Below are 14,729 nucleotides of genomic sequence, written 5' to 3'. Positions count from 1 at the left end.
GCGTGCGGGCTGGTGAAGGGCCATAACGGGCCGTTACGGAGGAGAACGATGACTGAGCGTGTTACCCAGGGCAACTTGCGGATTGCCCGGGTGCTGTACGACTTCGTGAACAACGAAGCCCTGCCCGGCACCGGTATCGACCCGGACAGCTTCTGGGCCGGCGTGGACAAGGTGGTGACCGATCTCACCCCGCGTAACCAGGAGCTGCTGGCGATCCGCGACGAGCTGCAGGCCCAGATCGACAAGTGGCACCGGCTGCGGGTGCTCGAGCCGCTCGACCCGGAGGCCTACCGGCAGTTCCTCACCGAGATCGGCTACCTGCTGCCGGAGCCGGACGACTTCACCATCACCACCTCCGGTGTCGACGACGAGATCACCACGACCGCCGGCCCGCAGCTGGTGGTGCCGGTGCTCAACGCGCGGTTCGCGCTCAACGCGGCCAACGCCCGCTGGGGTTCGCTGTACGACGCCCTGTACGGCACCGACGTCATTCCCGAGGACGACGGCGCCGAGAAGGGCTCGGGGTACAACAAGGTGCGCGGCGACAAGGTGATCGCCTACGCGCGTGATTTCCTGGACGGCGCCGTTCCGCTGGCGTCGGGATCCTGGGCGAACGCGGGTGGACTGAGCATCGTCGACGGCGCGCTACAGATCGAGGTCGGCGGTCAAACCACCGGGTTGGCCAGTCCGGAGAAGTTCGTCGGATACAGCGGCGAACTCGGCGCACCCAACTGGTCGGTGCTGTTGGTCAACAACGGCCTGCACATCGAGATCCTGGTCGACCCCGAGTCGCCGATCGGCAAGACCGACGCCGCCGGCATCAAGGACGTGGTGCTCGAATCGGCGATCACCACCATCATGGACTTCGAGGACTCGGTGGCCGCGGTCGACGCCGACGACAAGGTGCTCGGCTACCGCAATTGGCTCGGGCTCAACAAGGGTGACCTGGCCGAAGAGGTCAGCAAGGACGGCAAGTCGTTCACCCGCAAGCTCAACGCCGACCGCACCTACACCCGCCCCGGCGGCGACGGGGAACTGACCCTGCCCGGGCGCAGCCTGATGTTCGTGCGCAACGTCGGACATCTGATGACCAACGACGCGATCGTGGACGCCGACGGCAACGAGGTCCCCGAGGGCATCCAGGACGCCCTGTTCACCGGATTGACCGCCATCCATGGCTTGAAGAGCACCGATGACAACGGTCCGCTGATCAACAGCCGTACCGGCTCGGTGTACATCGTCAAGCCGAAGATGCACGGCCCCGAAGAGGTCGCGTTCACCTGCGAGCTGTTCAGCCGGGTGGAGGACGTCCTGGGGCTGCCGCAGTCCACCCTCAAGGTCGGCATCATGGACGAGGAGCGCCGCACCACGGTCAACCTCAAGGCGTGCATCAAGGCGGCGGCCGACCGCGTCGTATTCATCAACACCGGCTTCCTGGACCGCACCGGTGACGAGATCCACACCTCGATGGAGGCGGGTCCGATGATCCGCAAGGGTGCGATGAAGAACACCACCTGGATCAAGGCCTACGAGGACGCCAACGTCGACACCGGCCTGGCCGCCGGTTTCGCCGGCAAGGCCCAGATCGGCAAGGGCATGTGGGCGATGACCGAGCTGATGGCCGACATGGTGGAGCAGAAGATCGGCCAGCCCAAAGCCGGCGCCACCACCGCGTGGGTGCCGTCTCCGACGGCGGCGACGCTGCACGCCATGCACTACCACCAGGTCGACGTGTTCGCGGTGCAGAAGGAACTCGAAGGCAAGCGGCGCACCACCATCGAGGAACTGCTGACCGTCCCGCTGGCCAAAGAGCTGGCCTGGGCGCCGGAGGAGATCCGCGAGGAGGTCGACAACAACTGCCAGTCCATCCTCGGTTATGTGGTGCGCTGGATCGACCAGGGCGTGGGTTGTTCGAAAGTGCCCGACATCCACAATGTGGCCCTGATGGAGGACCGCGCGACGCTGCGCATCTCCAGCCAGCTGCTGGCCAACTGGCTGCGGCACGGCGTGATCACCGCCGAGGATGTGCGCGCCAGCCTGGAACGGATGGCGCCGCTGGTCGACAAGCAGAACGAGGGCGACGCGGCGTACCTTCCGATGGCGCCGAACTTCGACGACAGCATCGCCTTCCTGGCGGCGCAGGAGCTGATCCTGTCCGGCGGCCAGCAGCCCAACGGCTACACCGAGCCGATCCTGCACCGCCGTCGTCGGGAATTCAAAGCTCGCGCCGGCGTGTAGCCAGCCCGCCGACCGGCGGCAACCTGCACACGATTTCACGGAGAGGACGCACAGACCGGCATGGGTAGGCACAGCAAGCCCGACCCCGACGATTCCCTACCCGACGACGAGCCGTTCGACCGGGGCTCGGAGTATCAGGAGCGCGGCGAGCAGGCCGGCGCCGGGGAGTCCGTCGAGTCTGCCGCGTCTGACGAACCGTTCGGTTCCGGGTACCCGGAACCGGCCGAGAAAGAGTATCCGGTTCCCAGCGCGTACCCCGCGGACGACGTCTATGCGGCCGAGGACAGCTTTTCCGACCATCGGGAGGATTTCGGGCAATACCCGTTCGGTGGGGAGCACACCGCACCCGAAGCCGACGACTACCCCGACTTCGGCGCCCGCCCGGACAGTCCAGAGCCGCCGGCGGCTGCGGCTCCCGCTTCCCGGTTCAGCGCGGGTCATCGGGGGCTGCCCGGTTGGCAGGGCGGGCACCGCAGCACGAGCGGTCGCCGCGGCGTCAGCATTGGGGTGATCGTGGCACTGGTCACCGTCGTGGTGGTGGTCGCCGGGGTGATCCTGTGGCGCTTCTTCGGTGGCTCCCACGACTCGCAGTCCGCCGCCGCGCACTGCCTGGCCGGTAAGGATTCGGTCGCCGTACTGGCCGATCCCACCATCGTCGACCAGGTCAAACAGCTGGCCGAGGCCTACAACGCGCAGGCCGGGCCGATCGGTGACCGGTGCGTGCCGGTGACGGTCAAACCGGCCGCGTCCGACGCGGTCATCAGCGGCTTCATCGGCAAGTGGCCGGCCGAACTCGGCAACCAACCGGGCTTGTGGATTCCCGGGAGTTCGATTTCGGCGGCGCGCCTGGCCGGAGCTGCCGGCCAGAAGACCATCAGCGACAGCCGGTCGCTGGTGAGTTCGCCGGTGCTGCTGGCGATCCGGCCCGAGTTCCAGTCGGTGCTGGCCAAACAGGACTGGGCGGCGCTGCCCGGCCTGCAGACCAACCCCACGTCGATGGCCGGGTTGAACCAGCCGTCGTGGGGTTCTTTGCGGCTGGCGATGCCGATCACCGGCAACGGCGACGCGGCCTACCTGGCCGGCGAGGCGATCGCGGCGGCGTCGGTGCCCGCCGGGGCCCCGCCGACCGGTGGTGCCGGCGCGGTGCGCTCGCTGATGAGCGCGCAACCCAAGCTGTCCGACGACTCGCTGAACGAGGCGTTCAACGCGCTGCTCAAGCCGGGCGCCAAAGCCGACGAGGTGGCCGCGGCGCCGGTACACGCGGTGGCCACCACCGAACAGCAGTTGTTCCAGCGCGGTCAGTCGATCCCCGACGCGAAGAGCAAGCTGACCTCCTGGCTGCCCTCCGGCCCGGTTCCGGTGGCCGACTACCCGACCGTGCTGCTCAGCGGCGCCTGGCTGTCGCAGGAGCAGACGACGGCGGCGAGCGCGTTCTCCCGGTTCATGCGCACCCCCGCGCAGCAGGCCAAGCTGGCCGAGGCCGGATTCCGGGTCAAAGACGTCAAGCCGCCGAGCAGCCCGGTGACCGGCTTCGCAGCGCTGCCCGCCACGCTGTCGGTCGGTGACGACGCCACCCGCGCCACGCTGGCCGACACCATGGCCACACCGTCCAGCGGGGTGGCCGCGACCATCATGCTCGACCAGTCGTTGCCGACCGACGACGGCGGCGGCAAGACCCGGCTGGCCAACGTGATCGCGGCGCTCAGCAACAGGATCCGGGTGCTGCCGCCCACCGCGGTGATCGGCCTGTGGACCTTCGACGGCCACGAAGGACGCTCCGAGGTGGCGGCCGGGCCGCTCGCCGACCAGCTCAACGGTCAGCCCCGCACGGCGGCGCTGACCGCGGCACTGGACCGGCAGTACTCGTCCGGCGGCGGTGCGGTGTCGTTCACCACCCTGCGGATGATCTACCAGGACATGAAAGCCAATTACCGTGCCGGACAAGCAAATTCGATCTTGGTGATCACCGCCGGCCCGCACACCGACCAATCCCTGGACGGGGCCGGGCTGCAGGAGTTCATCAGGACTGCCGCCGACCCGGCCAGACCCATCGCGGTCAACATCATCGACTTCGGCGGGGACCCCGACCGGGCCACCTGGGAAGCGGTCGCCAAGCTCAGTGGCGGCAGCTATCAGAACCTGCCGACCTCGGCCACCCCCGAGCTGGCATCCGCGGTCGAGACGTTCCTCGGCTAGGGTGCGGGCGCTTCGCCGAACCGGGCCAGGACCATCGTCGCTGACACGGCTACGGCGAAGCCCAGAACGACTACCCAGCCCAAGCCGTCGCGGGCCCGGTCACCGAGCCACACCGCCCCTACCAGAGCGGGCGCGATCGTCTCCCCCACGACCATCGCCGCCACGGTCGTGGTGACGGATCCGCGCTGCAGCCCGGAGGTGAGCAGCAGGAACCCGGCGGCCCCGCCACCCGCCGCGGCGTACAGGGCCGGGTTGGTGTAGAAGTCGGCCTTGGTCGGGTCGATGCGGTCCAAGAGCCGCACCCCCACCTCCACGACGCCGAAACCGGTCCCCGCGGCGAAGCCCAGCGCGAGCGCCCGGGCATGGTCTGCCAACCGTCCCGCGAGCGCTCCGGCGACGAATACCACGGCAACGACGCCGATCAGCGCCCAGCCCAGCCCGGCCGGGGCGCGGTGAAAGTGACCGGGGCCGGCGGCCAGTGCAAGCACCGCGAGACTGACGCAAACCACGCCGATGGCCGTCCACTCGGCCGGGGACAGGTGCGCCGACAACACCCATGCGGCCACCACGCCGGCGACCGCGATCGAGGCGGCCAGCGCGGCCGCCACCACATAGATCGGGACCAAGCGCAGCGCGGCGACCTGCAACAAGAAGCCCAGGCCGTCAAGACCGACGCCGACCAGATAGCGCCATTGACGGCCGGCGTGCAACAGCAGTCTGGCATCCACACCCGAGTTGCTGCCGGTCTGCACCGTTCGGGCTGCCGCGGCTTGCAGCACCGTCGCAGAGCCGTAACACAACGAACATCCCAGGGCGAGCACAAAGCCGATCAGCACGCACCGACAATACGGCGCACGGGACTCATCGGCTGCTCGGCGGCGAACCGGCGCGACCCGTCAGGCGAACGCCTCCACCGGCGGGCAGGAGCAGACCAGGTTGCGGTCACCGTAGGCGCCGTCGATGCGCCGCACCGGCGGCCACACCTTGGGCCGGAACGCCTTGCCCAGCGGGTAGGCGGCTTCCTCGCGGGTGTACGGGTGGTTCCAGTCGGTGGCGACCAGGCATTCGGCGGTGTGCGGGGCGCCGCGCAGTGGGTTGTCGTCCACCGGCCACTCCCCGTTGCCGACCCGGTCGATCTCGCGGCGGATGCCGATCATCGCTTCGCAGAACGCGTCCACCTCGGCCAGGCTCTCGCTCTCGGTGGGCTCCACCATCAGCGTGCCGGCCACCGGGAAGCTCATGGTTGGTGCGTGAAAACCGTAGTCCGCCAACCGCTTTGCGACGTCGTCGACGGTCACGCCGGTGGCCTTGGTGATGCCGCGCAGATCCAGGATGCATTCGTGGGCGACCATGCCGTTCTCGCCGGTGTACAACACCGGGAAGTACTCGTCGAGCCGGCGTGCGATGTAGTTGGCCGAGGCGATCGCGGTCAGCGAGGCCGCCCGCAGGCCGTCCCCGCCCATCATCCTGATGTAGGCCCAGCTGATCGGCAGGATCGAGGCCGACCCGTAGGGCGCCGCCGACACCGGATGCCCCGACGGCAGTTCCGGGGCGTACGGGTGCCCCGGCAGGAACGGGGCCAGGTGCGAACGCACCGCCACCGGCCCCACCCCTGGGCCGCCGCCGCCGTGCGGGATGCAGAACGTCTTGTGCAGGTTCAGGTGGCTGACGTCGCCGCCGAACTTGCCCGGCCGGGCCAGACCCACCAGCGCGTTGAGGTTGGCGCCGTCGACGTAGACCTGCCCGCCGGCGTCGTGCACGGCCGCGCAGATGTCGGCGATGTCGTGTTCGTAGACGCCGTGCGTGGACGGGTAGGTGATCATCAGCGCCGACAGGCGGTCGGCGTGCTCGCCGACCTTGGCACGCAGGTCGTCGAGGTCGACGTCGCCGTTGTCATGACAGCCCACCACGACCACCCGCATCCCGGCCAGCGCGGCCGAAGCGGCGTTGGTGCCGTGCGCGCTGGACGGGATCAGGCAGATGTCGCGGTGCGGTTCGCCGCGGCTGGCATGGTAGTCGTGAATGGCCAGCAGGCCCGCGTATTCGCCCTGCGACCCCGCGTTGGGCTGCAGGGAGACGTTGTCGTAGCCGGTGATGGCTATCAGCCAGTTCTCCAGGTCGGCGATGAGCCGACGTAGCCCGGCAGTGTCGGAGGCGGGGGCGAAGGGGTGCTGGCGCCCGAACTCCGGCCACGTGATGGACTCCATCTCGGCGGCGGCGTTGAGCTTCATCGTGCAGGATCCCAGCGGAATCATGCTGCGGTCCAAGGCGATGTCCTTGTCCGCCAGGGTGCGCAGGTAGCGCATCATCGAGGTCTCGGTGCGGTACAGATGAAACGCCGGATGGGTCAGGAAATCCGTTGTCCGCGTGTGGATATCACTGTGGGCAGCTTCGCCTGCCCCGACCCCGAAGGCCTGCACCACCGCCGCGACGTGCGCGTCGGTGGTGACCTCGTCACAGGCCACCGACACGTGGTCGGCGTCGACGCGCCACAGGTTGATGCCGCCGGCCTTGGCGGCGGCCAGCACTTCGTCGGCGCGACCGGGAACCCGAGCCAACACGGTGTCGAAGTATTTGTCGTGCACCAACGCCTCGCCGATCCCCGCGGCAATGGTTTCGGCATGGCCGTGTACCCGCCTGGCTATCGCCCGGAGCCCGTCGGCACCGTGGTAGCTGGCGTACATGGCTGCCATCACCGCCAGCAGTACCTGCGCGGTGCAGATGTTGCTGGTCGCCTTGTCGCGGCGGATGTGCTGCTCGCGGGTCTGCAACGCAAGCCGGTAGGCCGGCGTGCCGTCGCTGTCGACCGAAACCCCCACCAGCCGGCCCGGCAACTGGCGCGCGTGCTTGGCGTGCACGGCCAGGTAACCGGCGTGCGGGCCGCCGAATCCCATTGGCACACCGAATCTTTGGGTGGTGCCGAAGGCGACGTCGGCACCGATTTCACCCGGCGGGGTGATCAGCGTCAGCGCCAACAGGTCAGCGCCGACGGCCACCAGCGCTCCGCGGTCGTGGGCTTGCCGGATCAGCTCGCTCCAGTCGGTGATCCGGCCGCTGGCGCCGGGCAGCTGGGCGATGACGCCGAAGAACTCGCCCTCCGGCAGCCCGTCCCGCAGGTCGGCGGTAACGATCTCGATACCCAGCGGCTTGGCGCGGGTGGCAACGATCGCCGCGGTCTGGGCGAAGACGTCTGAGTCGACTGCCAACCGAAGGGACTTGCCGCGGAATGCGCGATGCATCAGCGTCATGGCCTCGGCGGCGGCGGTGCCCTCGTCGAGCATCGAGGCGTTGGCGATCTCGAGACCGGTGAGATCACTGACCATGGTCTGGAAATTGAGCAGTGCCTCCAGCCGGCCTTGACTGATCTCCGGCTGATAGGGCGTGTAGGCGGTGTACCAGGCGGGATTTTCCATGATGTTGCGCAGCAGCACCGGCGGGGTCAGCGTGTCGTAGTAGCCCTGCCCGATCATCGATACCGCGACGGTGTTGCGCTCGGCGAGCTCCCGCAGCTCGGCCAGTGCCTCGGCCTCGGTGGCCGCGGGCGGCAACCGGTCCAAACCCGGAGCGGCGCCCGAGGCGTCCAGCTTGTCCTGGATGCCGGTGGGGACCGCCCGGGCGGCCAGGTCGTCGAGCGAGTCGACGCCGATGACCTCGAGCATGGTGGCGATGGCGTCGCGGTCCAGGCCGATGTGCCGGTCGGCGAACTTCGAATGGTCGGACACGAATGGGCTCCTAGCGGCAGAGGACTAGCGGCCCTCCCCCTCTGTCTTCACTCGTGCACCGAGCGCCTGAGAGATTCGGCCGCCACTAGGCGCCTTTCCCCATCGGCGGGTGAGGGACCCGCCGGGTCCGACACCGCTTTCCAGAGGCATCGTTGTCCGGCGCGGTCCGGGTGCCTGAGAGGTTGACGGAGAGGTGTTGCTCCTTCGGCGTCTGTGGCTGGCGGCCACAGAACTCTCCCGCGCGAGAGCGATGCGCGGTCCAGTTTACGCTGCCGCGTGGTCAGCCGATCTTGCGGTCGCGGTGCTTGCGCCGGGAAGCCAGCTCGTCCTCGGGGGCGGCGATCGATTCGCCACCGTCGGCGCGCTCGCCGGGGAAATCGGCGATCACGCCGGTCAGCTCGCGCATCGCGCCGGACACCGCGATGCCGAACACCCCCTGGCCGCCCTGCAACAGGTCGACCACCTCTTCGGCCGAAGTGCACTCGTACACACTGGTGCCGTCGGAGAACAGGGTGATGTTGGCCAGGTCCTGGACGCCGCGCTGGCGCAGATGGTCGACCGCGACGCGGATGTTGTGCAGCGAGATCCCGGTGTCGAGCAGACGCTTGACGATCTTGAGCACCAGGATGTCTTTGAACGAGTAGAGCCGCTGGCTGCCCGAACCGGCCGCGCCGCGGATCGACGGCACCACCAGCGAGGTGCGGGCCCAGTAGTCCAGCTGGCGGTAGGTGATACCGGCAATCTGGCAGGCGCTCGGCCCGCGGTAACCCACCAGTTCGTCGGGCACCGAATCGTCCGGGAACAAGCCGGGCTGCACGGGTTCGGCCACCGGGCCGCTCGGGCCGCTCTGGGTGGTTGAAGTGGCCGTGCGGTCGGCAAGATCCAGCTGTTCTTGACGTGGCTGCTCGCTCACGGTGCGTCCTCTCGCCGATCGCGCTGTGGTCTAAAGCTGCGGCACTGGCTGCCCCAACAGCCACGCTATCTCAGGTCCGAGTGTTAGAAGAGCATACGCTGTTCGGTGGCTGCCGTGCTCTGGGTTGAATCATCAACTCGTCAAAGTATGGCGGGCACCCGGATGAGTGGGTGGTATCCCGCGGGCGTGTCGACAATCCGATGTGTGATATGAGACGCATCCGTGACCCGGATTGGGTACCGGGCCAGACTGCCGCGCTGCGGGTGGTCAGGTGGCCTTGAAATCGTCGGGCGAGACGCTGTCGAGGAACTCTTTGAACTTCTCCACCTCGTCCTCACGGACGGCGGTGCCGGCTTCCTCGTCGCCCTCGTCGGGAATCAGCAGACCGGCGGCGGCCAGCACCGACTCCTCGACATAGATCGGCACGTTGACCCGCAGCGCGATCGCCACCGAGTCCGAGGGCCGAGCGGACACCTTGATGTCCCGGTCGAAGATCAGGTCCGCGTAGAAGGTGCCCTCCTGCAGGTCCACGATGCGCACCTCCTTGAGCGAATGCCCAAGCGCGGCAATGAGATCCCTGATCAGGTCATGGGTCAGCGGGCGCGGCGGTTCCACGCCCTGCTGCTCCAGTGCGATCGCCGCAGCCTCCGACTGGCCGATCCAGATCGGCAGATAGCGGTCACCGTCGGTTTCGCGCAGCAGCAGAACCGGCTGGTTCTGCGGTTGCTCCACGCGAATGCCGACAACACGTACTTCACCCATCTGTGTCTGCCCTCCGCACGCCGCAATGTCCGCTTCAGCGCTCGGTGATCCGGCCGGGAAAAACGGCCGGAAAACGACGAGGTGCGCATGGCCTGACCCTGCGGTCAACCGACCATCCCGTCGAACACCAAGCTGTCGTCCGAAGTCTAGTCCTCACCGGTGCAGAACGTCGCGAACGGCGGACTTGATCAGCGAGGTGTGCAACGTGATCGCCAGCGCGGCCACCTCACGGGCCAAGTCGTCGGCACGGTCACGCGCACCGGCCTTGTCCGCTTTGACCAGCGGTCCGGCGATCTGGGCGATCAGGTCCGACTGCCGGTCGGCCGCGGACCGGAAAGCACGCAGATGCCGGGGCTCGACACCGTAATCGGCCAGCGCGCGGGCACATTGGAGGATCACGACCGCGTGCTCGTCGAAGAAGCCGCCCGGCCCGGTGGTGATCACCCCCGCCTTCAGCAGGGCGCTCAGCAGCGCGTCGTCGACTCCGGCGCGTTCCAGCAGGGCTTCCCGGCGCAGCCGCGCCCCAGCCGGCGACACGGCGCCGGACTCGACGCCCGCGGCCGGACCGGCATCGGAGTCGTTGACCGACACCAAACGCGGTATCCCGTAAGGAGATCCGATGGCGGGCAGTTCGCCGTCGGGCAGGGCGTCGAGCTGGGCCCGGATCACTTTCAGCGGCAGGTAATGATCCCGCTGGGCGGTCAGGATGAACCGCAGCCGCGCACAGTCGTACGCGGTGAACCGGCGATAGCCCGAAGCCGCCCGCTGCGGCGTCACCAACCCTTCGGCCTCCAGGAAGCGAATCTTGGAGATGGTGACATCGGGGAAGTCGGGTCGCAGCAGGTCCAGGACCGCCCCGATCGACATCCCGGTGAGTGCCGGGCTATCGGGCGCGCTCACTAGCCTCCCGATCCCCCGTCGTCGTCACCCTTGGGTCCGGTCAGAAAGACCAGCCGGAACTTGCCGATCTGAACTTCGTCGCCGTTGGCCAGCACCGCGGAATCCACCGGTTCGCGGTTCACGTACGTGCCGTTGAGGCTGCCGACGTCGACGACGTTGAACTCGCCGCCCTCCAAACGGAATTCGGCGTGCCGACGGCTCACCGTGACGTCGTCGAGGAAGATGTCGCTGTCGGGGTGGCGCCCGGCAGACGTGATGGCCTGATCCAGCAGGAAGCGCGAACCGGCGTTGGGTCCGCGTTTGACGACCAGCAACGCCGAGCCGGCCGGAAGTCCCTCGACCCCCGATACCGAACTCTCGGCGCCCGCCTGGGCGGGCGCGTCCAACTCGTTGAGGAAGTCGGCGCGGAAGACCGAGGTCGTCTCCACAGTGACTTCGTCGCCCTGGTCCTGCCCGCTTGCTGAGTCCATGTCCGTCACCCGCTGCTCCTCACTGGCCGCTGTGGCGTTGCCTGACCGGGCCGTGCGGCCCGCTTCCTACTCGGATCTACCGTCTGTACTGCCTTTTACTGCTCTAGCGCTTCAAGTACCGACCGTACCGCGCACGGGTTCGCGATGTGCCGACCACTGCAGGATCGTAAGCCCGACACCCCGGCTTCACCTAGATCCCACGGAGATCCCCCGGAACGATTCGCCGGGATCCTCGATCCGTCCCGCAACGCTTTCGGGACCTTAGCAATCGTCATTCGGCCAATGTGCCGCGGTAGGCCTGCGCATCGAGCAGGCCGCCGATAGCCGAGTCGAGTGCGGCGGTATCGTCCGCACCGACCTGGAGTTCGATCAACCAGCCTTCGCCGTAGGGATCGGAGTTGACCAGTTGTGGCGAGCCTTCCAGCTCGCCGTTGACCGCGGACACTTTGCCGGCGACGGGCGCATACAGGTCCGAGACCGACTTCGTGGATTCCACCTCGCCGAACGCGTCGCCGGCGCTGAACTCGGTCCCGACGTCGGGCAGTTGGACGAAGACCACGTCGCCGAGCGCCGATTGGGCGAAATCGGTGATCCCGACCCGGACGGTGTCATCCCCGCTGCGGCGAACCCACTCGTGTTCGGCGGTGTAATGCAGATCGGACGGGATATCGGTCACGGTGATCCTGTTCTGGTCGCGGGCTGGTTCATTTGACGGGCTGAGCGTATTGGCGTGTTTTCGGTTGTCGCAAGGTGGTCACCTCGACGCGGTCGGCCTGCTGCACCGACATCCGTCCGCCGACCCGTTTGACGCTGTCCTCCGCGCCGCCGGGAATGTTCATCGCGGCCGCCAGCGTCGGCGGATCGCCAATCGCCAGAAGCGAATACGGCGGCGCGAACGCCTTGCTGTCGATCGTCAGCGAGCCGGCGGCGCCGACCACCCAGGTGTCGACTCCGACCCGGATGGACTCGTGTGCGTCGTTGATCTGGATCGCCTCGGCGCCGGCGGCGCGCAGTTCGTTGATCACGTCGAGCATCACTTCCGGGGCCACCCCGGGGCCGGGATCCTCGATCTTCACCACCACGCCGGGTCCGGTGGCGCCCACCGCGCCGACCAGGATGGACAACGCGGCCAGGCGCGCCTGCGCGTTCTCGATCGCCGCCTGGTCGTTGTTGCCCGACGCCTGCAGGGCGTTCAGGGTGTTCTGCAGATCGGCCACTTCGGTGCTCAGCGTCGCCTCCCGCTGCCGCAACGAGTCCAACAGCACCAGCAGGTCGGCCGGACGGGCGGTTTCCAGGGAGTCGCCGGACTCGTTCTGGCGGACCTGGGTGACGATCGCGACCCCCAGCACCAGGCACAGCAACACGGCCAGCGTCCCGAACACCAGCCGGGACCGCCCGCCGCGCAGCGGTGCTGCGAGTCCCCGCGCGCGCGGCGGCCGCGACGCCGCGGGCAGCTCGTGACGCCCGCGGCGCACCGCTGGTGTTGGCGCGCCGCGGTTTTCGACGTCGCCCGGGTCGCCGGATTCGGGCGTCACCAGCTCACGCTCCGAACAGGCGACGTCGCAGCGCCGCCGCGTTGCCGAAGATCCGGATGCCCAACACCACGATGATCGCGGTGGACAGCTGGGTGCCGACGCCCAGTTGGTCGCCGACGTACACGATCAGCGCCGCCACCAGCACGTTGAAGACGAAGGAGACGACGAAGACCTTCGGGTCGAAGATGCGCTCGAGGTAGGCGCGCAGACCGCCGAACACCGCGTCGAGCGCGGCGACCACCGCGATCGGCAGATACGGCTGGATGACTTCGGGAACGCTGGGATGGAAGATCAGGCCCAGCACAATGCCGATGGCAAGGGCGGCGATACCGATCATGCGTGCGTGATTCCCGTCCCGAGTGTCTTTCCCATTGCACTGCGCACTTCCCCGAGCCCCCTTAAGGCCCGATCGGTGTGGCGAACTTGACGTCGCGGACGGCTCCGGCCGGCAGTGCCAGGCCGTCGCCGGTATTCACGTTGACGCCGACACCGTAGGAGGCCTCCAGCAGCCTAAGCCGACGCAATCCGGGGCTGTGGTCGAAGGTGTCCCGCATGGACTTCGGCGGGCCGATCGCCAGGATGGTGTACGGGCTGCTGGTGGGGTTGTTGTCGACCAGGATCGCGCCGCCGGCCTGCCGGATCGTCACGTTGGGCCCGATCCGGGCACCGTCGACGGAGATGGCTTCGGCTCCGCTGGCCCACAGTGAGTTCACGACGAGCTGTAGGTCGCGGTCGAGGATGATCTGCTGGCTGCCGGTCACCCGCTGCTTGGACGCGTCGGACAGGTTGGGCCCGGCACCGGGGTCGGTCACCGTGACCGTCAGACCCGGCCCGATCACCGCGGTGCTGGCGGCCGCCAGGCTCCGCGCGTCCAGGCTGTTGAGCAGTCGTTGGCCCTCGGCATCGTCGGCCAGCGCGAGTCGCTGCACCTGGTCGACCCTGGCCGCCAGCGCGCTGCGCTGCCGCGCCAGCTTGGTGGCGGCGGACTGGGTGGATCGCACGTTCGCGGCCAATAGCTGCTGTGCGGACCGCACCCCGGGGGCCACCGAGCGGGCCTGGGCCACCGCGGCGGCGAACACGGCCGCAACCAGCGTCGCCGCCAAGGCCTGCCACATCCAGCCGAACGCGCGTTCCCGCCCACTTTCGGGCTCGGCACGGGCCTTCCGCGCCGCGGCCGCTGCGGCGTATCCCGGGTCCAGATGCTCGGACAGCAGCGCGCGCAGCAGCGAGGGCACCGGGATTTTCTGGGCTCGGGCGGCGGCGGCGTGGGGGCTGTAACCGGCATTGGGGTCGTAACCGCCGAGCAGCCGGTCACGTTCAGCCATGCTCACCTGCCCGCGGGGTAGCCGGGCGATGGTGCCTGACATTGGGCATCCGGCGCATCACCAGGACCATCTGCGCCATGTACAGCACGAAAGCCCACAAATACATGTACAAGCCCCAAATCAGAAACGCCCACCCGCAAGCCCCCACGATACGACTCCACAGGGCATCCCACTGACCCAGCAGCACCAGCGGGAAGCCTGACATCAGGGCGAACGTCGCTGCCTTACCGACGTAGGAGACCGGCAGCGCCGACAGCCCGCGACTGCGCAGCAGCGGCAGCGTGGCGGCCAGCGCCGCGTCGCGGGCCACTAGGGTGACGACGAACCACCACGGCACGATTCCGCTCAGCGCCAGCACAATCGGCACGGTGACCATGTAGAGGCGGTCGACGGCGGGGTCCAGCAGCATGCCGAGCCGCGACGACTGGTCCAGCAGTCGCGCGATCTTGCCGTCGGCCCAGTCGGAGAATCCGCTGAACATCAAGATCGCCACCGCCCACCCGTTGCGGTGGGCGATGAGCATCAGATAGACGAAGACGGGGATCAGCGCCAGCCGGACGATGCTCAGCACGTTGGGCACCGTCAGCACTCGATCCCGCGCGAGCCCTGGCTCCATGAGCGGTGACCTTAACCCGGTTTCTTTCCACGAACGTAACCCCACTGCGAAA

At 68.3% G+C, this 14,729-nt stretch carries 13 protein-coding genes and 1 riboswitch; of the genes, 2 read left to right on the top strand and 11 right to left on the bottom strand.

Going from position 1 to position 14,729, the window contains the following annotated elements; translation table 11 throughout:
- Positions 1–48: 48 nt before the first annotated feature.
- Both MKCMC460_RS15210 and MKCMC460_RS15205 read left to right on the top strand, forming a co-directional pair.
- The gene (locus MKCMC460_RS15210; protein WP_238304503.1) at positions 49–2,238 is read left to right on the top strand and encodes a malate synthase G; all 2,190 of its coding nucleotides are present in this window, start codon (positions 49–51) and stop codon (positions 2,236–2,238) included.
- A gap of 60 nt (positions 2,239–2,298) precedes the next feature.
- Entirely contained in the window at positions 2,299–4,434 is a 2,136-nt protein-coding gene (locus MKCMC460_RS15205; protein ID WP_238304501.1) for a substrate-binding domain-containing protein, read from the top strand.
- Here MKCMC460_RS15205 and MKCMC460_RS15200 read toward each other — a convergent pair.
- From MKCMC460_RS15200 to MKCMC460_RS15150, 11 genes are all read right to left on the bottom strand, one after another.
- Positions 4,431–5,270, bottom strand: a complete 840-nt coding sequence (locus MKCMC460_RS15200) for a DMT family transporter (RefSeq protein WP_236983607.1) — start codon at positions 5,268–5,270, stop codon at positions 4,431–4,433. The two genes, MKCMC460_RS15205 and MKCMC460_RS15200, sit on opposite strands and share 4 nt — an antisense overlap.
- Before the next feature lie 60 nt (positions 5,271–5,330).
- Complete coding sequence (gcvP, locus tag MKCMC460_RS15195; RefSeq protein WP_236983609.1) at positions 5,331–8,156, bottom strand: aminomethyl-transferring glycine dehydrogenase; 2,826 nt, start codon at positions 8,154–8,156, stop codon at positions 5,331–5,333.
- Positions 8,157–8,308: 152 nt separating this feature from the next.
- Positions 8,309–8,406: riboswitch (glycine riboswitch) on the bottom strand.
- 30 nt (positions 8,407–8,436) lie between these two features.
- Positions 8,437–9,069 (bottom strand): MerR family transcriptional regulator, encoded by a 633-nt coding sequence (locus MKCMC460_RS15190; RefSeq protein ID WP_236983611.1) that lies wholly within the window; start codon positions 9,067–9,069, stop codon positions 8,437–8,439.
- Between the two features lie 267 nt (positions 9,070–9,336).
- Positions 9,337–9,831 (bottom strand): bifunctional nuclease family protein, encoded by a 495-nt coding sequence (locus tag MKCMC460_RS15185; RefSeq protein ID WP_180913558.1) that lies wholly within the window; start codon positions 9,829–9,831, stop codon positions 9,337–9,339.
- Positions 9,832–9,984: 153 nt separating this feature from the next.
- Positions 9,985–10,731: a MerR family transcriptional regulator gene (locus tag MKCMC460_RS15180; protein ID WP_236983613.1), complete on the bottom strand. Its 747-nt coding sequence runs from the start codon at positions 10,729–10,731 to the stop codon at positions 9,985–9,987.
- The gene (gene garA, locus MKCMC460_RS15175) at positions 10,731–11,201 is read right to left on the bottom strand and encodes a glycogen accumulation regulator GarA (RefSeq protein WP_370653176.1); all 471 of its coding nucleotides are present in this window, start codon (positions 11,199–11,201) and stop codon (positions 10,731–10,733) included. The genes MKCMC460_RS15180 and garA overlap by 1 nt, the downstream gene beginning before the upstream one ends.
- Positions 11,202–11,472: 271 nt before the next feature.
- Positions 11,473–11,877, bottom strand: coding sequence for a glycine cleavage system protein GcvH (gene gcvH / locus MKCMC460_RS15170; protein WP_236983615.1), 405 nt, complete (start codon positions 11,875–11,877; stop codon positions 11,473–11,475).
- 28 nt (positions 11,878–11,905) lie between these two features.
- The gene (locus tag MKCMC460_RS15165) at positions 11,906–12,736 is read right to left on the bottom strand and encodes a DUF881 domain-containing protein (RefSeq protein WP_370652821.1); all 831 of its coding nucleotides are present in this window, start codon (positions 12,734–12,736) and stop codon (positions 11,906–11,908) included.
- Between the two features lie 4 nt (positions 12,737–12,740).
- Positions 12,741–13,073: a small basic family protein gene (locus MKCMC460_RS15160; RefSeq protein WP_036360283.1), complete on the bottom strand. Its 333-nt coding sequence runs from the start codon at positions 13,071–13,073 to the stop codon at positions 12,741–12,743.
- 61 nt (positions 13,074–13,134) lie between these two features.
- Complete coding sequence (locus MKCMC460_RS15155) at positions 13,135–14,061, bottom strand: DUF881 domain-containing protein (protein ID WP_236983616.1); 927 nt, start codon at positions 14,059–14,061, stop codon at positions 13,135–13,137.
- Complete coding sequence (locus tag MKCMC460_RS15150; RefSeq protein ID WP_236983617.1) at positions 14,054–14,677, bottom strand: CDP-alcohol phosphatidyltransferase family protein; 624 nt, start codon at positions 14,675–14,677, stop codon at positions 14,054–14,056. The genes MKCMC460_RS15155 and MKCMC460_RS15150 overlap by 8 nt, the downstream gene beginning before the upstream one ends.
- Positions 14,678–14,729 lie beyond the last annotated feature (52 nt).

This window comes from Mycobacterium sp. 20KCMC460 (genome assembly GCF_022179425.1).
Taxonomy (GTDB): domain Bacteria; phylum Actinomycetota; class Actinomycetes; order Mycobacteriales; family Mycobacteriaceae; genus Mycobacterium; species Mycobacterium kiyosense.
The sequence above is the reverse complement of the archived record's forward strand: the minus strand, read 5'-3'. Positions and strand labels throughout refer to the sequence as shown.